The 23,871-nt window shown below is 50.2% G+C and carries 28 protein-coding genes; 24 read left to right on the top strand and 4 right to left on the bottom strand.

The features are described 5' to 3' along the window. The first annotated feature begins 82 nt into the window (after positions 1–82). The 15 genes from I8U18_RS05255 to obgE all read left to right on the top strand — a co-directional run bounded on the left by I8U18_RS05255 (position 83) and on the right by obgE (position 12,150). Positions 83–1,372 (top strand): SPOR domain-containing protein, encoded by a 1,290-nt coding sequence (locus tag I8U18_RS05255; RefSeq protein ID WP_033099223.1) that lies wholly within the window; start codon positions 83–85, stop codon positions 1,370–1,372. A 223-nt stretch (positions 1,373–1,595) separates the two neighbouring features. Continuing rightward, positions 1,596–2,183 carry a Maf family protein gene (locus I8U18_RS05250; protein ID WP_033099222.1) on the top strand — a complete coding sequence of 196 codons (588 nt, stop codon included), beginning with the start codon at positions 1,596–1,598 and terminating at the stop codon, positions 2,181–2,183. A gap of 109 nt (positions 2,184–2,292) precedes the next feature. Next, complete coding sequence (radC, locus tag I8U18_RS05245) at positions 2,293–2,985, top strand: RadC family protein (protein ID WP_198055140.1); 693 nt, start codon at positions 2,293–2,295, stop codon at positions 2,983–2,985. 52 nt (positions 2,986–3,037) lie between these two features. Next, positions 3,038–4,081 carry a rod shape-determining protein gene (locus tag I8U18_RS05240; protein ID WP_033099221.1) on the top strand — a complete coding sequence of 348 codons (1,044 nt, stop codon included), beginning with the start codon at positions 3,038–3,040 and terminating at the stop codon, positions 4,079–4,081. Positions 4,082–4,097: 16 nt separating this feature from the next. Then, positions 4,098–4,925 (top strand): rod shape-determining protein MreC, encoded by an 828-nt coding sequence (gene mreC / locus I8U18_RS05235; protein WP_033099220.1) that lies wholly within the window; start codon positions 4,098–4,100, stop codon positions 4,923–4,925. A gap of 27 nt (positions 4,926–4,952) precedes the next feature. Then, entirely contained in the window at positions 4,953–5,483 is a 531-nt protein-coding gene (mreD, locus tag I8U18_RS05230) for a rod shape-determining protein MreD (RefSeq protein WP_052153863.1), read from the top strand. Positions 5,484–5,571: 88 nt separating this feature from the next. After that, positions 5,572–6,249: a septum site-determining protein MinC gene (locus I8U18_RS05225; protein WP_033099219.1), complete on the top strand. Its 678-nt coding sequence runs from the start codon at positions 5,572–5,574 to the stop codon at positions 6,247–6,249. Positions 6,250–6,299: 50 nt separating this feature from the next. After that, on the top strand, positions 6,300–7,094 hold the full coding sequence (gene minD, locus I8U18_RS05220) for a septum site-determining protein MinD (RefSeq protein WP_033099218.1): 795 nt from the start codon (positions 6,300–6,302) through the stop codon (positions 7,092–7,094). Between the two features lie 139 nt (positions 7,095–7,233). Continuing rightward, positions 7,234–8,007 carry a M23 family metallopeptidase gene (locus I8U18_RS05215; RefSeq protein ID WP_052153862.1) on the top strand — a complete coding sequence of 258 codons (774 nt, stop codon included), beginning with the start codon at positions 7,234–7,236 and terminating at the stop codon, positions 8,005–8,007. Further along, the gene (locus I8U18_RS05210; RefSeq protein ID WP_198055026.1) at positions 8,000–8,863 is read left to right on the top strand and encodes a site-2 protease family protein; all 864 of its coding nucleotides are present in this window, start codon (positions 8,000–8,002) and stop codon (positions 8,861–8,863) included. Before I8U18_RS05215 ends, I8U18_RS05210 begins: the two co-directional genes overlap by 8 nt. A gap of 156 nt (positions 8,864–9,019) precedes the next feature. Beyond that, positions 9,020–9,331 (top strand): 50S ribosomal protein L21, encoded by a 312-nt coding sequence (gene rplU / locus I8U18_RS05205; protein ID WP_033099217.1) that lies wholly within the window; start codon positions 9,020–9,022, stop codon positions 9,329–9,331. Beyond that, positions 9,331–9,669 (top strand): ribosomal-processing cysteine protease Prp, encoded by a 339-nt coding sequence (locus I8U18_RS05200; RefSeq protein ID WP_033099216.1) that lies wholly within the window; start codon positions 9,331–9,333, stop codon positions 9,667–9,669. The genes rplU and I8U18_RS05200 overlap by 1 nt, the downstream gene beginning before the upstream one ends. Before the next feature lie 22 nt (positions 9,670–9,691). Next, positions 9,692–10,000 carry a 50S ribosomal protein L27 gene (gene rpmA / locus I8U18_RS05195; protein ID WP_033099215.1) on the top strand — a complete coding sequence of 103 codons (309 nt, stop codon included), beginning with the start codon at positions 9,692–9,694 and terminating at the stop codon, positions 9,998–10,000. 107 nt (positions 10,001–10,107) lie between these two features. After that, positions 10,108–10,842 (top strand): Spo0B domain-containing protein, encoded by a 735-nt coding sequence (locus tag I8U18_RS05190; RefSeq protein ID WP_198055024.1) that lies wholly within the window; start codon positions 10,108–10,110, stop codon positions 10,840–10,842. Positions 10,843–10,857: 15 nt separating this feature from the next. Continuing rightward, positions 10,858–12,150, top strand: a complete 1,293-nt coding sequence (obgE, locus tag I8U18_RS05185; protein ID WP_198055023.1) for a GTPase ObgE — start codon at positions 10,858–10,860, stop codon at positions 12,148–12,150. A 53-nt stretch (positions 12,151–12,203) separates the two neighbouring features. On the opposite strand, the gene I8U18_RS05180 is transcribed toward obgE, so the two are convergent. Continuing rightward, positions 12,204–12,674 carry a low molecular weight protein-tyrosine-phosphatase gene (locus I8U18_RS05180; protein ID WP_033099212.1) on the bottom strand — a complete coding sequence of 157 codons (471 nt, stop codon included), beginning with the start codon at positions 12,672–12,674 and terminating at the stop codon, positions 12,204–12,206. 289 nt (positions 12,675–12,963) lie between these two features. On the opposite strand from I8U18_RS05180, the gene I8U18_RS05175 reads away from it, so the two are divergent. From I8U18_RS05175 to ilvE, 5 genes are all read left to right on the top strand, one after another. Next, positions 12,964–13,407 carry an ACT domain-containing protein gene (locus tag I8U18_RS05175; protein ID WP_198055021.1) on the top strand — a complete coding sequence of 148 codons (444 nt, stop codon included), beginning with the start codon at positions 12,964–12,966 and terminating at the stop codon, positions 13,405–13,407. A 29-nt stretch (positions 13,408–13,436) separates the two neighbouring features. Beyond that, the gene (thrC, locus tag I8U18_RS05170) at positions 13,437–14,504 is read left to right on the top strand and encodes a threonine synthase (protein ID WP_033099210.1); all 1,068 of its coding nucleotides are present in this window, start codon (positions 13,437–13,439) and stop codon (positions 14,502–14,504) included. Beyond that, positions 14,471–15,442 carry a homoserine kinase gene (thrB, locus tag I8U18_RS05165; RefSeq protein WP_198064531.1) on the top strand — a complete coding sequence of 324 codons (972 nt, stop codon included), beginning with the start codon at positions 14,471–14,473 and terminating at the stop codon, positions 15,440–15,442. The genes thrC and thrB overlap by 34 nt, the downstream gene beginning before the upstream one ends. 11 nt (positions 15,443–15,453) lie before the next feature. Further along, a complete protein-coding gene (gene pheA, locus I8U18_RS05160; RefSeq protein WP_198064530.1) occupies positions 15,454–16,356 on the top strand; it encodes a prephenate dehydratase in 903 nt (300 codons plus the stop codon). A gap of 293 nt (positions 16,357–16,649) precedes the next feature. Continuing rightward, positions 16,650–17,558 carry a branched-chain-amino-acid transaminase gene (gene ilvE / locus I8U18_RS05155; RefSeq protein WP_033099208.1) on the top strand — a complete coding sequence of 303 codons (909 nt, stop codon included), beginning with the start codon at positions 16,650–16,652 and terminating at the stop codon, positions 17,556–17,558. Positions 17,559–17,615: 57 nt separating this feature from the next. On the opposite strand, the gene I8U18_RS05150 is transcribed toward ilvE, so the two are convergent. The 3 genes from I8U18_RS05150 to I8U18_RS05140 are packed head-to-tail and all read right to left on the bottom strand — an operon-like array spanning position 17,616 to position 20,320. After that, entirely contained in the window at positions 17,616–18,599 is a 984-nt protein-coding gene (locus tag I8U18_RS05150) for an ABC transporter permease (RefSeq protein WP_198055019.1), read from the bottom strand. Further along, complete coding sequence (locus I8U18_RS05145; protein ID WP_033099206.1) at positions 18,580–19,518, bottom strand: ABC transporter ATP-binding protein; 939 nt, start codon at positions 19,516–19,518, stop codon at positions 18,580–18,582. The genes I8U18_RS05150 and I8U18_RS05145 overlap by 20 nt, the downstream gene beginning before the upstream one ends. Next, positions 19,502–20,320: a GDSL-type esterase/lipase family protein gene (locus I8U18_RS05140; RefSeq protein ID WP_198064529.1), complete on the bottom strand. Its 819-nt coding sequence runs from the start codon at positions 20,318–20,320 to the stop codon at positions 19,502–19,504. The genes I8U18_RS05145 and I8U18_RS05140 overlap by 17 nt, the downstream gene beginning before the upstream one ends. A 155-nt stretch (positions 20,321–20,475) precedes the next feature. On the opposite strand from I8U18_RS05140, the gene I8U18_RS05135 reads away from it, so the two are divergent. The 4 genes from I8U18_RS05135 (at position 20,476) to I8U18_RS05120 (ending at position 23,868) form a co-directional block, all read left to right on the top strand. Continuing rightward, positions 20,476–21,129, top strand: coding sequence for a LysM peptidoglycan-binding domain-containing protein (locus I8U18_RS05135; protein WP_033099205.1), 654 nt, complete (start codon positions 20,476–20,478; stop codon positions 21,127–21,129). Between the two features lie 18 nt (positions 21,130–21,147). Then, positions 21,148–22,092: a phosphotransferase gene (locus I8U18_RS05130; protein WP_198055017.1), complete on the top strand. Its 945-nt coding sequence runs from the start codon at positions 21,148–21,150 to the stop codon at positions 22,090–22,092. Positions 22,093–22,162: 70 nt separating this feature from the next. After that, positions 22,163–23,017 (top strand): nitrilase-related carbon-nitrogen hydrolase, encoded by an 855-nt coding sequence (locus tag I8U18_RS05125; RefSeq protein WP_198055016.1) that lies wholly within the window; start codon positions 22,163–22,165, stop codon positions 23,015–23,017. Next, complete coding sequence (locus I8U18_RS05120) at positions 23,017–23,868, top strand: NAD+ synthase (RefSeq protein ID WP_081943630.1); 852 nt, start codon at positions 23,017–23,019, stop codon at positions 23,866–23,868. The genes I8U18_RS05125 and I8U18_RS05120 overlap by 1 nt, the downstream gene beginning before the upstream one ends. The last annotated feature ends 3 nt before the right edge of the window (positions 23,869–23,871 follow it).

Genomic DNA, 23,871 nt, shown 5'->3' with positions numbered 1-23,871 from the left:
AGATTGTTCTTTTTTGACGGTTCTATCCCCTCTATGAACTCATAAGCTATATTAACAGAATAGAAAAAAGGGGCGGATTGATATGGGGACAAGCAAATCTTCCCGCCATGTGCACGGTACGGGAATCAAGGTAAAAGTCCAGGGAAAACCAATTTCACCGGCAAAAAAGGATCATGCCTTGCCGGCACAGCCCAGTGATGAAATCTTGAGCAAATCTGGAAGGGGAGTGGTGCCGCTCTCACCGGCCATCAGGCATGCGGGGAGGTCAGGGGAGACATCACGACCCGGATGGCAGGGCAATTTCACACAAACAGAAAAAGAAACGAAAAAGAGCATATTCCGATTGCACGGAAGAGCCGAAACGGGGCATTCGGAACCCGGTCAGGGGCCGATCCGGCAAAATCAAAAGGAGAAGGCGGATCAGTGGCGTCGCTGGTGGGAAAAGGCCGAAGCGGTTGCCTGGAATAATTGGCTTTTGGAAGGGCATAAACCAGGCAACGTAATTGACTGGGGAGCACCGGGAAAACCTTTTGCGCGCCGACAGACGGGGCAGGGCCGGTTTTCCGCGCATATCGGACAGATTTTGCTTTCCATCGGCGGAGCGGTCTTGATCGGGACGGCCATGGGCATTTCCGTCATGCACCTGTTTTTTTCGGAAAATCCCGTGCATTCAACGCGTTCGATTGATGACCATTTGACGGTGCCGGCAAAACAACAAAGCGAGTCAGGTCAGAAGGAATCGGCAGTCAAGGAAATGACGGCCCTTCCAGGATTGCGGGCGGTCATGCTCCAGGCCGGGAACTACAGCGCGAAAAACGGGGCGATGAAAACCGTTCAAAACTACCGTGCGGAAGGGCTGGCCGCAGTGATGTCGGAGAGTTCGCCCTACCGGATTTTTATGGGGGTGGCCCCCAACCGGGATGATGCTCTGAAGCTTTCCGCCATCTATCAAAAACAGGATGTACCCGTTTATTTAAAAGAGATGAATGTACAGGGGAACATGGAGAAATCAGACACGGCAGAGACGCTTTCAAAGGCGTTAAATAAAGGGAATCGTTTGTTTCAGCAGCTGAACGCGGTCACGATTCGCGATATCCGGGCTGATCCAGGTGCCCAAACACCTGCTATTGCTTTTAACAGCGACTGGATCGACCAGTACCGTCAATTTGTTCTTGAGTGCCAAACGGTGCAAAAGGGATTGCCGCAGCCGGCCCGCGAGTCGCTTGGCAAAATGTTTCAGGCTTTGGATCAAGCCATGCAGAGCGCCGAGCAAGCGGAAAAAAATCCTAATCAAGCTTTGCTGTGGCAGGTTCAGGAAGGTTTGGTCCGCTATATGGTGAACTATGAACAATTGATTAAAGATTTAAATTGAACAAAAATTTTGCCGGGGCAAATAGCCTAAATTTGTGACAAACGCATGTCAATTGCTTGTTGATCGGACCCTCATTTGATAAACTGTAAGTGATCTTCTCATGGTTGGCACCTTAAACCGAAGGTGCTTTTTTCCTTATCAGGAAAGCTCCCCATTGAACGGGGGATTCTCACCCTCCTGATTTTTAATTTCCCTTTTGTTGTTTTAGGTAGGTGGCGAAGAAATGCAACCAGAGTTGGTGCTGGCCTCCGGCTCTCCGCGCAGAAGAGAGCTGCTGGCCTTGTTTGGAGTCGATTTTCGTGTGCAAACAAGCCATGTGGATGAAACAGTTGATCACCGTCTTCCCCCTGGCACAATCGTTGAAGAATTAGCTCTGCGCAAGGCGAGAGCAGTGGCCGCTGAGTGTGATGATGCACTGGTGATCGGCGGAGATACGATTGTCGTTCATAACGGGGAGATCCTGGGCAAACCATGCGATGAAGATGAGGCAAAAAAGATGCTTTCCCGTTTGCAGGGAACCGATCATCAAGTTTATTCGGGGATTGCCCTCGTCCGCGTTCGGGCGGGTGCGCAAGTGGAAGAAAAAACGGCTCACCGTATGACAAGAGTGTGGATGCGGCCGTTATCTCCCGAAAAAATAGCTTGGTATGTAGGCACAAAAGAGCCTTTGGATAAAGCGGGAGCATACGGGATTCAAGGACGGGGAGCCCGCCTTGTCGATAAGATCGAAGGTTGTTATTTCAATGTGGTGGGATTGTCCATCCCCCTGTTGGATCAAATGCTGGAAGAAATGGGTTTTCACTCTGTGTAATTGATGGTCTGATCAGCTGACACCTCTGCCGTTTTGCTACTTTGTCGGATCCGGCCATTCACCAGGGTGAAATAGCAGGCAGAGGAGGAATGGAACGTTAATGGAGAAAATGGAACGTGCCTACGTTTTGCTGAGCGACGTGCCGGAGGAAGAGCGGCCGCGTGAGCGGATGTTGCGTTTGGGGCCTCAGCATTTGTCCAATGCCGAGCTGATCGCGCTGTTGTTGCGGACAGGCAGCACAGGTGAGTCTGTGGTGGCCCTGGCGCACAGGGTATTGGTCAAAACAGACGGTTTGAAAGGGCTTGCGCAAACTTCGCTCCAGGAGTTGATGAAAATCCACGGCATCGGTCTGGCAAAGGCGGTTCAGCTGATGGCAGGCGTAGAGCTTGGCCAGCGCATCTCGCGTTTATCGCCTGAAGAGCGCTATGTCATACGTTCCCCTGAAGATGTTGCGCAATATGTGATGGATGAATTGCGCTTTGCCAAACAAGAGCATTTTGTTTGCCTGTTTTTGGATACAAAACATCAAGTGATATGCAAAAAATGCGTTTTTAAAGGAAGTCTGAACGCCTCGCTTGTTCATCCGCGCGAAATTTTTCTTGAGGCGATTCGCTCCAGCTCCGCAGCTGTCATCTGTATACATAATCATCCGAGCGGGGATCCGACTCCGAGCACGGAGGATATTCATGTGACTGAGCGACTGATCGAGGCGGGGCAGCTTCTGGGAATCGAGGTACTGGATCACGTGATCATCGGAGATCAACGATTTTTCAGTCTGCGTGAACATGGGCTGATTTCCTAGCATATCCTTGTGACGACAATAGAAATGTGACAAATGGGAAGGAGGGCCGGACGTGTTTGGAAGTTTTGTGAAAGATATGGGAATTGACCTTGGGACGGCCAATACGCTGGTATATGTGAAAGGACAGGGAATTGTGGTGAGGGAGCCTTCAGTTGTGGCCATTGAGCTGGGAACTGAAGAGATCAAAGCGGTCGGGAATGCAGCCAAATCGATGATCGGGCGCACCCCGGGAAACATCGTTGCCATCCGTCCCATGAAAGACGGGGTCATTGCCGATTACAATACGACTGCGACGATGCTCGAGTATTTTATCAAACAAGCGATCGACCAAAAGATGATTTTGCCGAGAAAACCCAATGTGATGGTTTGCATTCCATCCGGAGTCACGCCGGTAGAGAAGCGGGCGGTGGAGCAAGCGACGATCCGGGCGGGGGCAAAAGAGGCTTATACGATCGAAGAGCCTTTTGCCGCAGCGATCGGAGCGGGCTTGCCCGTATGGGAACCGACCGGCAGCATGGTCGTGGACATCGGTGGAGGAACGACGGAAGTTGCCGTCATCTCGCTCGGCGGCATTGTCACCAGCCATTCCTTGCGCGTGGCGGGGGATAAGATGGATGAAGCGATCATCCAGTACATCAGGAGAAAACATAATCTGCTGATCGGTGAAAGAACGGCGGAGACGCTGAAAATGGAAATCGGGGCAGCGATTCCGCCGGAGGAAGATCTCACCCGGGAGATCAAGGGCAGGGACCTGATTACGGGCTTGCCGAGAATGATTGAGATTACCTCTCGGGAGATTGCAGAGGCTCTGTCTGAAACGGTTAACGATATTATCAACGCCGTGAAACAAACCCTTGAAGAGACTCCGCCGGAACTGTCCGCCGACATTTTGGACCGGGGGATCATGTTGACCGGAGGCGGAGCATTGTTGCGCCGGCTGGATGAACGGCTGAGACAGGAGACGCACATGCCGGTGACGGTGGCGGAGAATGCCCTGGATTGCGTCGTCATCGGTACGGGAGCGGCATTGGACCATATCGACATGTTTAAACCGAGATCCAATTCATCGTACCGCTCCCGTCGCAGACCGTTCTGATGGAGGCGTTCTCTTCATGAAACGAAATATGACCCAGCGCATATTTATCATCGTGATTTCGGTTGTCCTTTTGTTTATTTCCGCGGGCATGACCAAAGGGGACGGCGATATTCTCGCGGGACCGGAAGGTTGGATCCAAAATGGCGCCGGATGGATTGAAGGGGTATTTTACACTCCGTTCAGCGGGCTGTTCGCCGATGGAAAAGGAACGAAAAGCGCCTCTTCCCCGTCGGTTGAAGAATTGAAGTTAAGGGCGCGTGTCAATGAACTGACGAAGGAAAATCAAGAATTAAAAGAGATGCTGGATTATAAAACTGAGAATCGTCTGGAATCGATCCAGGCCCGTGTCGTTTACCGCAGCCCGGACCGTTTCAGTAACCGGGTGGTGATTAACCGGGGGACTGATGATGGGGTGCGTCCCAAAATGCCGGTGGTCACCCCGCAAGGACTCATCGGCCGGGTTCAAACCGCAACCAGCCACATGGCGAACATTCAGTTGTTGACCGATTCGGGAGACGGGCCGGGCATTGCGGCGGTGGTTCAAACGGATAAAGGAGAAGTTCTGGGGATTATCGAAGGATACGATGAACAAAAACGCCGTCTGATCATGAAGAAAGTACCCGTGACGGCTGCTCCCAAAAAGGGGCAAATCATCGTTACCTCCCGTTTGTCGGACATTTATCCGGGCGGCATTTTGATCGGCACGGTGGATGCAGTGACGATGAATGAGAGCCAGGTGGAACAGGTTGTCTACATCAAACCGTCCGCATCCTTTGAACAATTGGATTATGTTGCGGTTGTAAAAGATCCGGAAAAACTGCAACTCAAATCGATGCAAAAATAAACAATGCATTTTATGGAGGGGAATGCCATGAAAAAGCTGTTCGCCGGTTTCCTCTTCCTCCTTTTCATTTTGGAAGGTTCCGTTTTCCAATGGTTGCTCCCCCAAGCCTGGGGGAGCACTTTTATCGTTATCCCTCAATTGGTTGTCAGTGGGATGATTGCCATTTCTTTGTATTTGCCGCGGCGGTATGTACTGTTGCTCAGCTTTTTTTTCGGGTTGCTTCATGATGTCGTTTACGGGCCCGCACTTGGCATTTCCGCGATAACCCTTCCGCTCGTCGCGTATGGAACCTACAGGATGGCAGCCCATGTGCCTCCTTTTCAGTGGGTTGCCGGGGTGCTGACCGCATGGGGGCAACTCATCTATCTCATCCTGATTTACGGGTGGGATCGCCTCTTCGATTTTACGGATGTGCCTGTTGTGTTGGCGATGTGGAATTACATTATTCCGTCGACACTGTTTAATGTGATCATCGGCTATCCCATATTCAAGGTGATTCACCTGATTTATCAAAAGAAACGCAATCGGTCGATTATATTTGACACCATTCTCCGTTAATCAAGGCAAATCATCTGTGGCAAGCTGGGGGATGAAGGAAAATGAAGGAGAAGAGCGAAATCATATGTGAGGCGGGGTGACGTTGGATATGGGGAAAACGCTAAAACCGGGCGTAACGATCAAAGGAACCAAAGACGGGTTGTTTTTCTTTCTGGATGATTCGCGCCCCTTTTCTGATGTATTGGCAGATCTTAAAGAAAAGCTGGAAAACTCCCATGCCGCACACATTTGGGACGGCCCGGATTTGAATGTGATCATCAAGTTGGGAAAGAGACAGATTACAAAAGCGGAGGAAATTGCTGTCAGGGAACTGTTTTCCGTCCGCAAAAATTTGATCATACAGGAGTTTGAGTCCGACGACATCCCCTATCTCCTTGGTGGTGAGCAGGATCTTGTCATCAAGTCGGGAACGGTTCGATCAGGTCAGGTATTGATACATAAAGGAAATCTTTTGTTTTTGGGCGATGTCAATCCCGGCGGAACCATTCAGTGTACGGGGAGCATCTATGTTTTGGGAGCCTTGCGCGGATTGGCGCACGCGGGGTGCGAAGGGGATACCAATGCAATCATCGTCGCTTCCGTTTTGCGGCCGACCCAGCTCCGCATCGCTGATGTGATCTCGCGCCCGCCGGACAAATGGGATGAGTCCGAGATTGGCATGCGCTTTGCTTATATGATTGATAACCAGATCGTCGTGGAACGGATTCACCATCTGGGGCAATTGAAACCGGAACTTGAATGGAAAGAAGGGCGCCGTCATTTTTAATAAAATTGGTCTGAAGCAGGATTGAATTTTCAGGGGAAGGAGGGGAGAATGTGGGAGAGAGCATCGTGATTACATCCGGAAAAGGAGGCGTCGGGAAATCGACGTCCTCAGCCAATATCGGCACGGCTTTGGCATTGGCCGGGAAAAAAGTTTGTCTGGTGGATGCCGATATCGGGCTGAGAAATTTGGATGTGCTTTTGGGATTGGAAAATCGAATTATTTATGATCTGGTCGATGCCATCGAAAAAAGATGCCGTATCGATCAGGCGTTAATCCGGGATAAACGTTGTGATGAGCTGTATTTGTTGCCGGCGGCGCAAACAAGAGACAAGAGTTCGATCTCCGGCAACCAATTGCGATGGTTGATTGCGGAGTTAAAGGAGAAGTTCGATTATGTGATTATCGATTGTCCTGCAGGGATTGATCTCGGCTTTCAAAACGCGATTGTCGGGGCGGATCAGGCCATTGTGGTCACAACTCCGGAAAATACGGCGATTCGCGATGCCGACCGCGTCATCGGGCTTTTGGAGAAAGAACAGGTGGCCCCTCCCAAGCTCGTGGTCAACCGTCTTCGCAAGCAGATGGTGAAAGACGGCGGAATGATGGATGTGGACGAAGTTGTGTCTGTGCTGGCGATCGACCTGCTGGGAGTCGTGCCGGATGATGAGCAGGTGATTCGCGCGGGGAATACCGGAGAGCCGATCGTCTATGAAAACCGAAATGCGGCAGGCAAAGCTTATCGAGACATTGCCCGTCGCATCCAGGGGGAAATGGTTCCCCTGATGGTATTGGATAAAGAATCGAATGTGATTACAAAAGTAAAGCGATGGCTCGGTTTTGCCTGAGGCCAAACAGGCGGGCCGATTCCTGCCAAGGTAACCTGGTTCCTTCAAAGCCCGAAGGGACCGGGTTTTTTGCTTTTTGCATATCCCCCCCTTGTCCATCATATCTTGATACAAATGTGAACAATAGGGGTTGGGCAGGATGTACGACTGGGCGCAGAAACACAAAAAGCGCAGAGAAGTTAAATGGCAGGCAATCAGACAAGGACGGGCCCCGCGCTCTTGGGCTGCGAAAAGAAAAGAATGGGATCCGGGTCAGGATTTACTTTCCTATGATGCTTCCCCTTGGAATCAAACAAGCGGCAAAGGACAAGCAAGGGGAAAAAAGGGAGGCCGACTGCGTACACAAATGCTGTTAACCGCAGCTCTCTTTATTTTGACATTGCTCGTTTTCCGTTCACAGTCCCCGGTGCTGAAGCCTGCGGAACAATGGATTTCCGGCGTCATGACGCACGATTTTCAGTTTGCGGGAATGGAAAACTGGTTCAAACGATATTTAGGAGGATCTCCGTCCATTCTTCCGGCGTTTTCCCGTTCTGAGACTGATGAGAAGCCCCGGGAACATCGCTGGCATTCTCCCGTCTTTGGAAAAGTGGTGCTCCCGTTTGATGAACAGCGCAAGGGGATCGTGATCCGAACGGTTGCCCATGCGCGGGTTGCGGCTGCGGATGAAGGATGGGTCATATTTGCCGGGGAGAAACCGGGATTGGGCAAAACAGTGATCATTCAGCATGAGGGAGGGAGCGAGACATGGTATGGCCAATTGGCCGGTATCGACGTCAAACCAAAAGACTGGGTGAAAAAAGGGCAGACTATCGGGAGCATAAGTGAAACAAAAGGACAACCGCTCTTGTATTTTGCCGTGAAACAAAATGATCGATTTATTGATCCGGCGAGCGTGATCGTATTTGATTGACCGCATGAGGCAGAAAATTCGCCTGCGCATTCATCCGCTTTTATGGCTCGTCGCTTGTTCGGCTGTTTGGACAGGCTATTTTATTGAATTTTTCACCTTGTTTGTCCTGGTTCTGATCCATGAAATGGGGCATGTCGCGGCAGCAAGGAGTTATGGCTGGCGCATCCGCGCCGTGGAACTTCTTCCTTTTGGCGGTGTGGCGCAGACGGAGGAGTGGGGAACCGTTCCGGCGAAGGAAGAAGTAGTCGTCGCATTGGCCGGGCCCTTTCAGCATGTGGCGATGATTTTAATCAGCCTGCTTTTTTACGGGACGGGCTGGTGGACGAGGGAATGGACTGAATACTTCATCCACGGCAATGTCATGATCGCCTGTTTTAATCTGTTGCCCATTTATCCGCTGGATGGGGGACGGGTGATGCAAGCGGGGCTGAGTTTTTTGTTCCCTTTTCGGATCTGCATCGATCTTACGCTGTGGGTCAGCAGTTTTCTCTCTCTCGTGCTGGCTGCGGCCGCCCTGTTTTGGTTTAAACAAGGAATTCTCATCCATCTTTTCCTGATCGCCCTCTTTTTGTTATACTCCAACTTGCGGGCACTAAAACAGAGACATTACCAATTCCTGCGTTTTTTGCTTTCCCGTACGCGTTCCCGCATTTCCTCAAAACCCGTTAAAAAAATGACTGTCCATGGCAAGGCCGAGTTGAAAGAAGTCGTACAGATGTTATATAAAGAGCGCTATCATATTTTGGAAGTGACGGATCGCACGGGAAAGGTGATCGGGTTTTTGCCCGAGGAGACGCTGCTCAGCCGGTTTTTGCATCCGCGGTTTTACACCTGTACGGTGGAAGAGCTCTTTTAGGATTAAAGGAAATATTTTACTTGCAACTCGCTTTTGACAATCATCGGCGGATGTGCTAAGATAAGGCTTGTTGTCGATACCGCTCGTGACAGGATCTGCAAGAGACTTCAGTCTCTCCTGTTCATGGCGAGTCCTTTAAGAGGAGGATTAAAGTTCATGTACGCTATTATTCAAACAGGCGGCAAACAGTACCGCGTAGAAAAAGACAGCGTTCTTTTCATCGAAAAATTAAACGCACAAGAAGGTGACACAGTTACCTTCGACCAAGTATTGCTCGTAAACAAAGATGATGAAACCAAAGTTGGTGCTCCGGTTGTAGAAGGCGCCAAAGTAATCGGTAAAGTAGTTAAGCACGGAAAAGGCAAAAAAATTACCGTGTTTAAATATAAACCGAAAAAGAATTATAAACGCAAAAAAGGTCATCGTCAGCCATTCACCAAGGTTGTAATCGAAAGCATCGAAGCATAATGATTCGCATTTTGGTGGAGCGAAACGACCGGGAGCAGGTGGAGCGCGTTCTGATCACGGGGCACGCCAATTACAGCGAGCACGGTACGGATATTGTTTGTGCCGCAGTTTCCGGCATTTCCATCGGATTGGTTAATGCCATTGAAAAGATGTTCGGCTGCAAGGTGCATGCCGATGATGACAGGGAAGGAAAGCTGGATTGCCGTTTCCCGGGGGAATTGTCTGATCCTGCAAAGCGGGAACAGGTTCGCCTGCTCATGGAAGCCATGGTCGTTTCCCTGAAAAATGTGGCTGATGAATTTCCTTCCTATGTTAAAATGAAAGAACGGATTCAATAATGAATGAAAAGAGGTGGAAACCATGTTGAAACTCAATCTGCAATATTTCGCATCGAAAAAAGGTGTAGGTTCCACGAAAAACGGCCGTGACAGCATCTCCAAACGTCTGGGCGTTAAACGCGGAGACGGTCAATTCGTCTTGGCTGGAAACATCTTGGTTCGCCAGCGCGGAACCAAAATTTACCCGGGTGTAAATGTTGGTCGTGGAGGAGACGACACCTTGTTTGCAAAAGCAGACGGTATTGTTCGTTTTGAGCGTATGGGACGCAACAAAAAACGCGTAAGCATTTACCCTGTAGCTGCACAAGAAGCTGCAGCAGCACAAGCCTGAGTGAATTAGGCTGAAGAAACCCCGGCCAAACGGCCGGGGTTTTTCTTTTGTGGAAAAATACTGTAAAATAAGGTCTGACATACATACAAAAGATAGGGGAGATCAAGGTGAGGCGGAGCGGTTTTCAATGGGTGTTACCCTTTGTTCCCACGATTGTTTTGCTTGTGGGCTGGCTCGTCCAACCGTTTGGTCGGACAGGCACAATCCTTTTTTTTCTCGGTTCCTTGCTTTCCCTGGGATTCGGCATCGCCTGTGCCCATCTGCTGAGAAACCGGATGGAGTCCATCGCCGCAGCGGAACGGATCAGACGAATTTCCAGCATCAAGCGGCATGATTGGATGAATCATATCCAAGTTTTAATGGGATATTTGATGATGAAAAAGGAAGACCGCCTCAAAGCGTACATGCAAAAACTGGTGGAACGGGCGGGTCATGAGCGAAACCTGTCTGAGTCCAGGTATGCTCCGCTTTCCGCATCACTTCTCATTCTTGACGACCGGTTTAAAGACTGGGAAATCGAGTGGAATGTGCCCAAGGCTATTCGGTTTTCGGAAGTTGCCGCCGAGAAAAAGTTGTTTCAACTTCTGGAGACGCTGTTTCAGTTCCTCGAAGCAAAAGGGGAAGCGGAAAAAGGATACGGAAAACTTCAGATCTCTCTGGTTCAAAATGACCCTTGGGTCCATGTGAAAATCAACTGGCAGCTTGATGAACTCCCTTTTCGAATTGCGGAAACGGATGAAAAGACCTTAAAGAATAAACTGCAACGGTGGCAAGCGAAAATGGAGACCCTGTCCGGACGAAACGGGATGGAGGTCGCGTGTTGTTTGAGCCGGCAAGAGTAGGAAGGTGACTGGGACATGTTTGTGGATAAAGTAAAAGTTTATGTAAAAGGCGGAGACGGCGGCAACGGGATGGTTGCCTTTCGGCGCGAGAAATACGTGCCGTACGGGGGCCCCGCGGGTGGAGACGGCGGCGCTGGCGGCGATGTCATTTTTGAAGTGGATGAGGGTTTGCGTACCCTGATGGATTTTCGCTTTCAACGTCACTTCAAAGCAAAACGCGGGGAGAACGGGCGTTCCAAATCCCAACACGGTGCATCGGCGGAAGATCTTGTCGTGAAAGTGCCGCCCGGAACGGTTGTAAAAGATGCGGAAACAGGAGAATGGATTGCTGACCTGACGACAGATGGACAAAGAGCGGTGATCGCCAAAGGAGGACGCGGAGGGCGGGGCAATATCCGTTTTGCCACACCGGCCAATCCGGCACCGGAAATCGCGGAAAACGGAGATCCCGGCCAGGAACGCTGGGTTGAGCTTGAACTGAAACTGTTGGCTGATGTCGGGTTGGTGGGTTACCCGAGCGTGGGGAAATCGACGCTGTTATCGGTCGTTTCTGCGGCAAAGCCCAAAATCGGGGCTTATCATTTTACCACATTGGTTCCCAACCTCGGCATGGTTCAGGTGGGAGAGCGCAGTTTTGTCATGGCCGATCTGCCAGGCCTGATTGAAGGGGCACATGAAGGTGTCGGCTTGGGGCATCAATTTTTGCGTCACGTTGAACGAACCAAAGTGATTGTTCACGTGATTGACATGGCTGGTTCGGAAGGGCGCGACCCTTATGAGGATTATTTGAAAATCAATGAGGAAATCAGACAGTATCGCGCGGACTTGATCAATCGCCCGCAGATTGTCGCTGCCAACAAAATGGATCTCCCGGAGGCGGAGGAGCATCTTGAACGGTTCAGAGAAAAAATCGGCGATGTGCCGGTTTACCCGATCTCGGCTGCGACGGGACAAGGAGTAAAGGAACTGTTGTTTGCCGTCAGCCGGTTGCTGGATCAGGTGGAACAGGAAGAGTCTGCCCGGCCGGTGTCGGAAGCGCCTGTGGAACGAAAAGTGTATCGCAGTACCGAAGAGGAACCCGCCTTCACCATCCGCCGCGAAAATGAAGTTTATGTCGTGGAAGGAGAGCGGGTGGAAAAATTGGTTCAGCGCACCAACTTCCAATACCATGACAGTGTGCTTCGCTTTGCGCGCACGATCCGCAAAATGGGGATTGAAGATGCGTTGAGAGCGCGTGGTGCCAAAGAAGGGGATACGATTCGCATCGGAGAGATGGAATTTGAATTAAGCGATGGTGCGGATTACTGAGCAAGAAAAAAGCAAGCGGCTCCCAAATGAAATTGGAGCTCCGCTTGCTTTTTTTATTCCAGGTGATGTTCACGCTTGATTTTGTCAAGTAAATGGCGGCATCCGGCCGATACCAGCTCATACGTTTCATCGAAATTACCGGTATACCATGGATCGGGCACTTCAGTGTAGGTCGTGTTCGGAATGAAGTCGACAAAACGATACACGTTGTCCCCGGAATTGCCGGAAAGCTTGTGCAAGTTTTCAACGTTGCGGTTATCCATCCCGATGATGTATGTAAAGTTGGAAAAATCCTCTTTTTTCACCTGCCGGGCTCGTATGCCTTCATAGGAAATTCCGTATTGATCCAGTTTTTTTCGCGTCCCGTGATGCGGAGGTTCACCGGTGTGCCAGTCGCCGGTGCCTGCGGAGTCGACGCGAATCTGGTCATCCAGGCCTTCCTCCCGGACGTAATGGCGGAAAACCGCCTCAGCCATCGGTGAACGGCAGATATTTCCCAAACAGACAAAAAGAACGGAAATCACGATACCAACTCCTTATCTCGATGGTGTATGTGTGGCGTTCCGGCCATTTATTATACCATAAGCAAATGCAGACAATCCTTTTTGTAAAAGAATGGAAGCGGATCGATGAAAATTGCCGGCCCAATCATGAGACAGATATCTGAACAAAATCGGGAGGTCCTTGTGCCACCAGGTTGATCAGCGATCTCGCATAGAAAAAGTTTTACAAAGGGTCTTGCCTAACAGTACCAGTCCACGTTAAAATGTCCGTAATGGGAAAACATATGTATTTTATTGGAGGACACATATAATGCCGCAAGATCCTTATGCTTTGGTTCGAATCGATATGCTGCCTGAGGCGATCCAGAAAACACTGGAAGCGAAAAAGCTGCTGGAGACAGGAAAAGTATCCAAAGTTCAAGAAGCTGTGGAGAAAGTGGGAATCAGCCGCAGCTCATTTTACAAATACAAGGATGGTGTTTTCCCGTTCCATGCGATGGTCAAGGAAAAAATTGTGACCATCTCCATGATCCTGGAGCATCGGGCCGGCATTCTGTCCAGGGTTTTAAGCTTTTTGGCATCAGCAAGTGCCAGTGTGTTAACCATTCACCAAACGATCCCGCTGCAGGGGGAAGCCAATGTTTCGATGTCTGTCGATACGGCACAGGTAGGGATGGAGATCAATGAACTCTTACAGGGGCTCGTTGATTTACCGGGCGTCAGACGGGCTATTGTCGTAGGAACAGGTGAGTGAGAAGAGAGAGTCAGCAAAGGAGAGGAATAATGAGAAGAGGAATCTTGGAACGCTATCGCGCCTATTTGCCCGTAACGGAGCATACGCCGCATCTGACCCTGTTTGAGGGAGAAACACCGCTTTATCATGCACAAAGGCTGTCCGCTGAGATCGGTGTAAACGTCTATCTCAAACACGAAGGAGCCAATCCCACCGGATCGTTTAAAGACCGCGGGATGGTAATGGCCATCGCCAAAGCGAAGGAAGAAGGAAGCACCGCAGTCATCTGTGCTTCGACTGGCAATACATCCGCATCAGCGGCAGCCTATGCGGCCAGGCTCGGTTTGAAGTGTTACGTCGTGGTGCCCCACGGGCGGATCGCGATGGGGAAATTGGCGCAAGCAGTCATCTATGGAGCAGAAGTATTGGCAATTGAAGGGAATTTTGACCAGGCGCTGGCCATGGTGAGGGAAATCGCGGACCGGTATCCGGTTACGCTGGTCAATTCCTTAAACCCCTACCGGATTGAGGGGCAGAAGACGGCCGCCTTCGAGATTTGTGAACAATTGGGCGAAGCACCGGATATCCTGGCGATTCCGGTGGGGAATGCCGGAAACATCACCGCGTACTGGAAAGGGTTTAAGGAGTATGTTCAGGCGGGGAAGGCTCGCAAACTGCCGAAAATGTGGGGATTTGAGGCAGAAGGAGCCGCAGCCATCGTCCGCGGTGAACCAATTAGTGAACCGGAAACGATTGCGACGGCCATTCGCATCGGCAATCCGGCCAGTTGGAAAAAGGCGGAAGCGGCGGCGGATGAGTCAGGAGGATGCATCGACTTTGTCACTGATGAGCAAATTTTGGAGGCTTACCGGAAAATAGCCGAGTGGGAAGGGGTTTTCTGTGAACCCGCTTCAGCCGCTTCGGTAGCCGGTCTGATCAAAATGGCGCAGCTTGGGAAATGCAAACCGGGGAGCAAAGCCGTCTGCGTATTGACGGGAAACGGATTAAAAGATCCGCAAACGGCGCTTCATGCCACCGAAGTGAAACCCAAGGTGATTCCCGGAGAAATGAAGGCGGTTTTGGAATGGATCAATGTGGAAATGGATTCGGCCGTATGAGAGAGTTTGCGCCGTTTGAGGTGGTTGTGCCTTGCAGTACGGCGAATTTGGGCCCCGGTTTTGATTCGATCGGTATGGCATTAAACCGGTATCTGCGCTTGCGTTTTTCACCGGCGAAGGAGTTGAGCCTTTCCGTCAGCGGGCCGTATGGAGCCGGAATTGAACTGGATCAGGATAACCTGATTGTTTCCGTCATGAAGCAGGCTTGCGCTGAAATGGGACTTTCTCTTATTCCATTTCAACTGGAGATCGAAAATGAGATCCCGCTTGCCCGCGGACTGGGCAGCAGCGCGGCCGCCATCGTTGGAGCCTGTATGGCGGTTAACCATTTGTATCAGTTTGGATGGGACCGGGAGGAGATACTTAAGCGGGCTACAAAGTACGAAGGGCATCCGGACAATGTCGGGGCATCGATCTTTGGCGGGGTGGTGATCGGATCGTGGGATGGGCGGAAGGCGCACCTGCTTTCCAGCGAAGCGCCTAATCTGCCGATCGTCGTTGCCATACCCAAACGCCCTCTTTCCACCAAACTGGCCCGGCATGTTTTACCCAGTTTTTATGACAAGGAAACGACCGTTTTATCCAGCAGCAGGGCCAACCTGCTGGTAGCCGCCCTGTTGCAAAAACGGTGGGATTTGCTCCAAGTTGCCATGCAGGATTTATTTCATCAGCCATATCGGGAAACGCTGGTTCCCGGATTGTGGGAAATTCTGAAAAATGCGGTTAAAAACGGTGCGTACGGAGCTGCTTTGAGCGGAGCGGGGCCGACGATCCTTGCGTTTGCCCGGGATGGGGAACGTTTGACAAGATATTTTAAAAGCGTTTTTTCGGAAATGAATATCCCGGCGGACATCACTGACCTGAAAGCGTCACAAACGGGGGCATTTGTCCAGTTGACAGCAGAGCAAAAACGTAGTAGAGTCTTGGGAAAAATATAAGGAGCAGGGTTATGAAAGAAGTCGTAGCCTATTTGGGACCAGCTGGAACCTTTACCCATGCGGCTGCAGAGTGGTTATTTCCGGAGAAACACGCGGTTTTGCAGCCGTATTCCACGATCCCCGACTGTTTGCAAGCAGTTGCGGACAGAGAAGTTCAGTTTGCCGTCGTTCCGGTGGAGAATGCCATCGAAGGATCGGTCAATTCAACATTGGATTGGCTGATTCATTATATTGATGTCCCGATCGTTGCCGAACTGGTTTATCCGATTGCGCAATGCCTGATGGTTCATCCGTCGCAAAAGCACCGTCCGCTGCGGGAATTCAGAAAAATTTTGTCCCATCCCCAAGCGATTGCGCAGTGCCAACGGACGCTTCGGCAAAAAGCGCCCATGGCTGAATTTGTCTTTACCGACAGTACGGCCAAAGCGGCCGGACTCATAAAGGAACAGCCTGATCAACCATGGATGGCCGTCGGTCCGGCCAAAGCGGCGGAATTTAACGGATTGTCGATCCTGATGGAAAATATGCAGGATCATCAAAATAATTTTACGCGTTTCCTCGCAGTCGGGTGGAAAGAGAAGGAAAACCGTCAATCTGCCGATTTTTGCAAAACGAGTTTGCAGATTACGCTTCCCTCAGATTACCCGGGAGCGTTGTATCAGGTTTTGGCCGCTTTTTCATGGCGCAAGATCAATTTGTGCCGGATAGAATCACGGCCGACGAAGACGGGGCTGGGAAATTATTATTTTATCATCGATGCTGAGTTGCCTGTTGACCATCTGTTGATGCAGGGGGCCATTTCTGAAATTGAAGTGTTGGGGTGCCAAGTGCGGATACTGGGTTCCTTCCCCTGTTTTTATAAAAAAAGTTATGAAAAAATAGCGTCGAAATCAAATTTTGCACAAAATGATTGACAGTTTTATAGCATGGGGATATAATGATTTACAAATTTATTAAGAGGAAATTTTCAGTCTTATCAGAAGGGTACCTAGGGTTCCGTCCATTTGATTCAAGGGAGTCTGGACCAAGCGGTATCGGCACCGGGATATGGTGTACACCGTGGGGATAAAAGCCTCCAGCGGCAGGTTCTGATGCAAGGGATCAAACTGTGCCGTCGGAGGCTTTTTCTAATTTCTGATGTTGGGGAATATCCGCTGCATCGTGTCATTGAGTAAACAAAAATCACCAAAACGAGGAGGAAGGCAACATGACGGCTGACGAGCGCTGGGTATTTATCAATGGGGAGTACAAGAGGAAAGAAGAAGCTGTGGTCTCCGTTTTTGATCATGGCTTCCTTTATGGAGACGGTATTTTTGAAGGAATTCGCGTTTATGACGGAAATATTTTCAGATTGAAGGAACATATCGAGCGTCTGTACGACTCTGCCAAATCGATTTTGCTCCATTTGCCGTATACCCGGGAAGAGATGGAGGATCTGGTCTGCGAGGCGGTTCGCAAAAATGGGTTGCGCGATGCTTACATTCGTCTGGTCGTTTCCCGTGGCCCCGGAGATCTCGGGCTTGATCCCTCCAAGTGTAAGTCGCCGAATGTGATCATCATTGTTGATCAAGTCCGCTTGTTTGCTCGTGAGATGTATGAAAAGGGGATTTCCGTGATCACGGTGCCGACGCGGAGAAATATCCCGGATGCTCTCGATCCAAAAATCAAATCCTTAAATTATCTCAATAATATTCTTGTTCGTATAGAAGCCAACAAGGCCGGTGTTGCCGAAGCGTTGATGCTGGGAATGAACGGGTATGTGGCTGAAGGTTCGGGAGACAACGTTTTTATCGTGAAACGAGGCGTTCTTTATACTCCTCCCTGCTATATCGGTGCGCTGGAGGGAGTGACGCGCAACGCGATCATGGAACTGGCGGAAAAATTGGGGTATGTCGTCAAAGAACAGCCTTTTACCCGCCACGATGTCTATGTGGCTGATGAGGTGTTCCTCACCGGAACGGCAGCGGAAGTGATTCCGGTGGTCGAAGTTGACGGACGTTCCATTGGAACCGGAGTACCGGGGGTTATTGCCAAACAGTTAATGGAGGAATTTGCCAAAGTCGTCAAGGTGGACGGAATTCATGCCTACGGCGGGCATCAGGCTCAAGTGAGATGAGCCAAAAGAGGCTGTATTGCCAATCCGGCGATACAGCCTCTTTTTATTTCAATACCATCAAGCGAGGATGTCGCGGCGGGTAAAGACGACAAAGGCTACCAGAAGGGAAAGAAGCGACCATATGCTTAAAACGGCGAGAGAGAAAGGAAGACTCATTCCTTCGACCAGGGTCGGATGCCCTGAGAGATAATCGGTTAAGCCCAGATTGGTAAAGGCAAGGTATTTCAGCGCTTCCCAGGACGGGGCCAACTGGCTGAGCAAGCCTCCCGAGATCACGGCTGCCAGCATGATCCCCATGCTTGAAGCCGTGCTCCTGACCAAAACGGAGACCATAAATGAGATGGTGCCGATCGCGCAGCAGGAAAACCAGGCCAATCCGTAAGCCATTAAGTCATATTTCCATTGCGGCAAAAGATGGACATGGGTGGTGACCAGATTGTTTCCGTTTTGCGAAAAGCCTGTTAAAACCGGCATGGTCCATCCTTCATAGCCGAAAACCGCGCCAGAGATGACATAACCGAGAACGGCCGTCATAAGAATGAGGAAAGAAGTTCCCAGCAACAAGGCGATATATTTGCTGAGCAAGATTTTGAAACGGGGCACGGGCCGGGTTAGCAACAGCTTGATCGTCCCAGCCGAATGTTCGGATGAAACAATATCCGCAGCCAGGATGACGACAAGCAGCGGCAAAAAGAGTTCGACCGCCTGTTCCACAAATTTGCGGATAAAGGTCGGTCCTCCCGGCGCGGTCGGATTGATGTCATGGTCCAAATAGTATTGTTGCTGCTCAATGTTCAATTTCAGATATTTTTTCCATTCATCCGGGATCTGATTGGATGACAGGCGGTTTTGCGCATCAACGATTTGTTGCGTCAGAAGCGCATGCCAATCGGAAGTGCCCAATCGTTCCATGGTCTCTTTTGTCGTCCGGTACTGGGCATATGTAAAAATGGGAATCAAAATAAGCAAAATCAGGGCGATGACCCAGATCCGCTTTTTGCGAATCAGCTTCATCATTTCGTTATAGATCAGATGCTGCACTTTCCACTCCTCCTGTCATTTGCAAAAAGATATCCTCAAGGGTCGGGCGGTGTGTGCGGATCTCATGGACCAGAATCTGCTTATCAACCAAGGAGCGATTGGTTTCCGCTATTTTTTCAGCCGGCATATGAACGAGAATTCGCCCGTCATCCGGCTGTTCCCATCGGGTGACATAAGGCAGGGATTGCAGCACTTTCAGCCCGCGGTCGGCCGGTTCGATTTTCCATTCGACCATGGATTGGTCTCCGACGAGTTCGCCGATGGGGCCGGTTTGAACCAGCTTTCCCTGGTGAATGATGGCCACACGGTCGCACATCAACTGCACCTCATGTAAAATATGGCTGGAGACAAAAACACTGATTCCATCCTTGCGGGCAAGTTTGCGAATGAAGGCGCGCAATTCGCGAATTCCGGCCGGATCCAGGCCGTTAGTCGGTTCATCAAGAATGAGGAGTTTCGGTTTTCCCAACAATGCCTGCGCAATGCCGAGACGTTGTCTCATGCCGAGTGAATAGGTTTTGACAGGATCATCGATGCGTTCCGTCAGTTCGACTTGTTCCACCACCTCACGGATACGGGCATGATCGATGCGGGCCATCCGGGCAAACAATTCCAAATTTTCCCTTCCGGTTAGGTACGGGTATAATTCCGGGTTTTCGACAATACAGCCCACATGGGAAATCGCTTTTAAAAAGTCGGTTTGCAAATCATAGCCGCCGATTTTTACCTTTCCTTTGCTGGGGCGGATCAGTCCGACCAACATGCGGATCGTCGTCGTTTTTCCCGCTCCGTTGGGCCCGAGAAAACCAAAAATCTCCCCTTCGCCTACTTCAAAGGAGATATCCTGAACAATTGTTCTCCTGCGAATCGTTTTGCTTAAACCTTCGACGTACAACACCGGTTTATTTTGTTTGGCCATCAGTCGTTTCCTCCTTCGGCGGGTCTTGGATCACTTGCCACAAGCGTTCCACCATGCGCTCATAGCCCAGATGGTTCGGATGGAAATGGTCACTGTACAAATATTTCCCCGGATCCATGGCGAACAGGTCAAACGTGGGGATGACGATCACGCGATCAAATTGCACCGCTGTTTGCGAAATTGTGTTGTTCCAGGCAGTCACGAGACGCGAAGCGAGGTTTGCTTCCGGCAAGTCGCCGAATGGATTGTAGATGCCAAACAGATAGACCGTTGCCTTGGGATTGCATGTTCGTATTTCCGTCAGGATATCGGTCAGGTTTTGCTGATATTGAAGCCGGCTTTTCTCGGCGGCAGCCACATCGATCTTTTTCAGACTGCCGCTGCTTTGAAACAAATCATTGCTTCCGATGGTCATGACAATCCACTTCGCGTTTTTGAGCAGATTTTGTATGTGCGGCTGTTTGATCTGCCGGCGCAACTCATCGGACGTCAGCCCGCTGACAGCCAGGTTTACGCTGCTCATCGGTTCCTTTTCCCTTAAGGTTAATTGCGTTTTGACAATGCCAAAATACCCCTGCCCGCCGGGGTCGCCAATTCCCCGCGTCAGTGAATCGCCCAGCCCGAGCAGCAATCCGCCGGCCGGGACGGGAAGAGTTTCATTTGGCTTTGATGAGGCCTTCACGCTTTCGGAACCGGACGGCTGAAGAATATCCCGGATGCCCCAGGCACATCCCAGCGCCAAAAACAGAAAGGAACAGACAGACAGGAAATAGATTGTGTTCCAGAGCGATTTTTTTACCATAAGCGATCCTTCTTTCCGTCGAGTTGATCTGAGCAGGATTTTTTGAGTACCTTCTTATTTTAAAGCAATTTTTAAACAAAAATTTCTGTAAGGCAAAAAAATGCTTAATTGTGCATAGGATGATAATGATCAGCATTTGTTAAGGGGGTTGTTTCATGAAGATTCATATTGTAAGACCCGGGGATACGCTTTGGGTACTCGCTCAAAAGTATAACACACCGATTGAACGGCTGCGCGAAGTGAATCCGGAATTGACTGAAGGAAATGAATTGGAACCGGGCATGAAAATACGGGTGCCGACAGGGAAATTTCTCCTCTCTTCTTCGAAAAATAAGGAAATGGAGACGAAGATCGGGGATGTCCCCGCTGAGGAAGAAAAACGGAAAACAATAAAAGCGGAAAAGGATCGTAAGCAACAGATGGATTTTTTGCCAAAACCTCCGCATATTCCGGAAATGCCGTTTTATTATCAGGGATTTTCTTCATCGTTTGATTCACCGGAATCTTCGTTTTTTGATGAAGGGGGTTACCGCAAGACCCCGGTTCCGCCAGTGAGCCCTTATCCTTATCATATATCCCATTTTTGGCCGCAGCCAGTATACGGGCCGACACCGTTTGTTTCCGCTTTTCCCTATCCCTATGGGTCAGGATATGGTTATCATGTTCCCTATTTTCCGTCTGTGTCAAACTACAGTCCCGAGGCTTATCAGCCAGATCCCTACGGTGGGCAAGAGCAGGCAACTCCGGCATTCAGCAGTCCGGTTTCAGCAAACTGGCCAGTAAAAGAAAGCTCTTCAAGCGAAGGGTAACACGGGAAGGGGAAGAAAATGAAACGACCCCGGCGGGAGTTATTGGAGCGGATATTACATACTGAGGTACGTAATATTACTCCTTATCGAAGGAATTGGTATATAGAAACGGCGCAGATGCACTGGATTGCCAAGCGTATGCACACAGGCCGCCTCCAGTGGTGGTGCAGGGTGGACAATGAATTGAGGCAACGGGGATTTCAGGCCATGTTGCCAATTTGCTCTGATGGGCAAAATTGGCTGCTCACTCCTTTTATTAAGGGAAAGTCAGGGAAATATTCACGGCTTGAAGATGTAAAAAGCATGGTTAAAATACTCGCCGCTTTCCATCAGACAGGACGGGAACTATGGACGCCTCCCCGAAAAGAGGCGGCTTTTCTTCTTTATCAGCGCGTGGCAGAACGCCTCGCGCGTTTTTATCAGGTGCTGAGGCGCGTCAACAAGGTGGAGGGGGATCTGGGAAAACTGCTGGTGAAAGTCGGAAAAGATTTCTATCTGGAAGGATTGCGTTGCTGGGAAAAGTTGGAGCGGCTACCGTTAAAAGAATTTTGCTATCAGGAATATGAAAGAAGATGTCTGGCTCATCGTGATCTGGCAAGCCATAACTGGTTAATCGGAGAAGACCGGACCATCTGGCTCATTGATTTTGAGACGGCAGATTATGATTGCCAAGCCGGTGATGTCTGGCAAATGGCCTCCCGGATGTTAACGGAAAACGACTGGAATGAAGATTGCGGCGAGATGTTTTTGAATGCATACGAATCCGTGCGTCCTCTCTCATGGCTTGAGAAAAAAATCATTGCAACTCTGTTTCAATTTCCGAATGATTTCTTTCGGGAAGTAGTGGGCTTGGCTGAAAAAAAACGTAATTTTTATACTCAACATTCCCTCCCTTATTTGGTTAAAATAATAGAACACCGGGATAAGTGGAAAGAGTTTTGCAAAGGAATCGCCTATTGGTAGTCCGTATGGGCTTATGGTATGATTTAGATTGGTTTTATTAAGCCTTGTTCTTGCCTGAGGAGGCCAAAGCATGAGAGTAGGACTTGCACAAATCAGACCACACTTGGGCCGAGTGGATATCAATGTGGAATTGCACAGGGAAATGATCCACCGGGCCCGTGAAGAACAAGTGGATCTTCTTATTTTTCCCGAGCTCAGTTTAACGGGATATAACTTGTTGGATTTGACGTATGAGATGGCGATGGATCCGTTTAGCCCGGAAATCCAAAGGCTGGCCCAGGAAGCAGGCGAAATGGATCTCGTCATCGGTTTCATCGAACACAGCCCTGAGCATATTCTTTATAATTCGGCGGCCTATCTTACCGCCGGGAATCTTCATTATTTGCATAGGAAGGTATATCTGCCTACATATGGAATGTTTGACGAAGGGCGTTACGTTGGACAAGGCCAGGTGATCCGCAGTTTCCCGACGCGGTTTGGCCAGTTTGGCATGCTGATTTGCGAGGATTTCTGGCATCTGTCCGCTCCTTATCTCCTGGCACAGGATGGAGCCCATCTGATCATCGTTCCGTCAAACTCACCCGGACAGGATCTGACCGGGCCGGAATTGAGAGCGCAGGAATCATGGTATTCCCTGCTGAAAAATTATGCCTTGCTCAGCGGCACTTACCTGTTGTTTGCCAACCGTGTCGGGACAGAAGATGGCATTACCTTCTATGGCGGATCAGCCGTCGTCGACCCGTTCGGCAAAATCGAGAAGAAGGCAGGCTTGTTCAAAGAAGAATTGCTTGTGGTTGACATCGACATGGAAAAAGTGAAAAAGGCCCGATTCCAAATGCCGCTGCTGCGGGATGAAAATTTGGATCTCACCATTCGCGAATTGAATCGGATCAAGCGTAAACGGACAGGGGAGGGAACATGGTAATGCAGATGATCGAAGAAATGCTGGAACAAGCGCCGTATTTGCGGCTGAATGAAGAACTGGCCACGACCCTCCTGACGACCGCTTTGCGCGAAGAGGTGAACAAAGCCGGTTTTAACAAGGTGATTATCGGATTGTCCGGCGGGATTGATTCAGCTCTGTCTCTGTATCTGGCTGTGAAGGCGTTCGGGCCGGAAAATGTCGTGGCGGTGCGGATGCCGTACAAAACGAGCAGCCCGGCCAGCCTCGAAGATGCTCAGGCGGCGATTGATGGAACCGGGGTGGAGTCGATCACGATTGATATCACGCCGCAAATCGATGCCTATTTTGAGCAGTTTCCCGAAGCGACACCGTTGAGACGCGGAAACAAGATGGCACGTGAACGCATGACCATTCTGTATGATTTGTCGGCGGCGTACGATGCCCTGGTTGTTGGGACGAGCAACCGCACGGAGATTTTGCTCGGCTACGGAACACAATACGGGGATACTGCTTCTGCGATCAACCCGATCGGCGATTTGTATAAAACGCAGGTACGTCAACTGTCGGCGTATCTGAACGTGCCCGAGCAAATTATTACCAAAGCCCCGAGCGCTGACCTGTGGGAGGCCCAAACTGACGAAAGCGAACTGGGATTCAGCTATTTCGATGTCGACCGGTTGCTCTATTTCATGATTGATCAGCGTTATACGCTTGATCAGCTGCGTGCGCTCGGTTTTGAAGATGATTTTATTGAACGGGTGAGCAAACGGATCATCCGCAATCAATACAAACGGACCATGCCGATCATTTTGAAAACAGGTACGCGGACCGTGGGAATGGATTTTCGCTATTTGCGCGATTGGGGCTTATGACAG

The organism is Thermoactinomyces sp. CICC 10522 (genome assembly GCF_016055075.1).
In the GTDB taxonomy this organism is placed as follows: domain Bacteria; phylum Bacillota; class Bacilli; order Thermoactinomycetales; family Thermoactinomycetaceae; genus Thermoactinomyces_A; species Thermoactinomyces_A daqus.
The sequence above is the reverse complement of the archived record's forward strand: the minus strand, read 5'-3'. Positions and strand labels throughout refer to the sequence as shown.

Excerpts from the sequence above, each read along its gene's own strand:
- I8U18_RS05255 (WP_033099223.1), top strand. The coding sequence starts at position 83 with ATGGGGACAAGCAAATCTTCCCGCCATGTGCACGGTACGGGAATCAAG.
- I8U18_RS05250 (WP_033099222.1), top strand. The coding sequence starts at position 1,596 with ATGCAACCAGAGTTGGTGCTGGCCTCCGGCTCTCCGCGCAGAAGAGAG.
- radC (WP_198055140.1), top strand. The coding sequence starts at position 2,293 with ATGGAACGTGCCTACGTTTTGCTGAGCGACGTGCCGGAGGAAGAGCGG.
- mreC (WP_033099220.1), top strand. The coding sequence starts at position 4,098 with ATGAAACGAAATATGACCCAGCGCATATTTATCATCGTGATTTCGGTT.
- mreD (WP_052153863.1), top strand. The coding sequence starts at position 4,953 with ATGAAAAAGCTGTTCGCCGGTTTCCTCTTCCTCCTTTTCATTTTGGAA.
- I8U18_RS05225 (WP_033099219.1), top strand. The coding sequence starts at position 5,572 with ATGGGGAAAACGCTAAAACCGGGCGTAACGATCAAAGGAACCAAAGAC.
- I8U18_RS05215 (WP_052153862.1), top strand. The coding sequence starts at position 7,234 with ATGTACGACTGGGCGCAGAAACACAAAAAGCGCAGAGAAGTTAAATGG.
- rplU (WP_033099217.1), top strand. The coding sequence starts at position 9,020 with ATGTACGCTATTATTCAAACAGGCGGCAAACAGTACCGCGTAGAAAAA.
- I8U18_RS05200 (WP_033099216.1), top strand. The coding sequence starts at position 9,331 with ATGATTCGCATTTTGGTGGAGCGAAACGACCGGGAGCAGGTGGAGCGC.
- rpmA (WP_033099215.1), top strand. The coding sequence starts at position 9,692 with ATGTTGAAACTCAATCTGCAATATTTCGCATCGAAAAAAGGTGTAGGT.
- obgE (WP_198055023.1), top strand. The coding sequence starts at position 10,858 with ATGTTTGTGGATAAAGTAAAAGTTTATGTAAAAGGCGGAGACGGCGGC.
- I8U18_RS05175 (WP_198055021.1), top strand. The coding sequence starts at position 12,964 with ATGCCGCAAGATCCTTATGCTTTGGTTCGAATCGATATGCTGCCTGAG.
- thrC (WP_033099210.1), top strand. The coding sequence starts at position 13,437 with ATGAGAAGAGGAATCTTGGAACGCTATCGCGCCTATTTGCCCGTAACG.
- thrB (WP_198064531.1), top strand. The coding sequence starts at position 14,471 with ATGGATCAATGTGGAAATGGATTCGGCCGTATGAGAGAGTTTGCGCCG.
- pheA (WP_198064530.1), top strand. The coding sequence starts at position 15,454 with ATGAAAGAAGTCGTAGCCTATTTGGGACCAGCTGGAACCTTTACCCAT.
- ilvE (WP_033099208.1), top strand. The coding sequence starts at position 16,650 with ATGACGGCTGACGAGCGCTGGGTATTTATCAATGGGGAGTACAAGAGG.
- I8U18_RS05145 (WP_033099206.1), bottom strand. The coding sequence starts at position 19,518 with ATGGCCAAACAAAATAAACCGGTGTTGTACGTCGAAGGTTTAAGCAAA.
- I8U18_RS05140 (WP_198064529.1), bottom strand. The coding sequence starts at position 20,320 with ATGGTAAAAAAATCGCTCTGGAACACAATCTATTTCCTGTCTGTCTGT.
- I8U18_RS05135 (WP_033099205.1), top strand. The coding sequence starts at position 20,476 with ATGAAGATTCATATTGTAAGACCCGGGGATACGCTTTGGGTACTCGCT.
- I8U18_RS05130 (WP_198055017.1), top strand. The coding sequence starts at position 21,148 with ATGAAACGACCCCGGCGGGAGTTATTGGAGCGGATATTACATACTGAG.
- I8U18_RS05125 (WP_198055016.1), top strand. The coding sequence starts at position 22,163 with ATGAGAGTAGGACTTGCACAAATCAGACCACACTTGGGCCGAGTGGAT.
- I8U18_RS05120 (WP_081943630.1), top strand. The coding sequence starts at position 23,017 with ATGCAGATGATCGAAGAAATGCTGGAACAAGCGCCGTATTTGCGGCTG.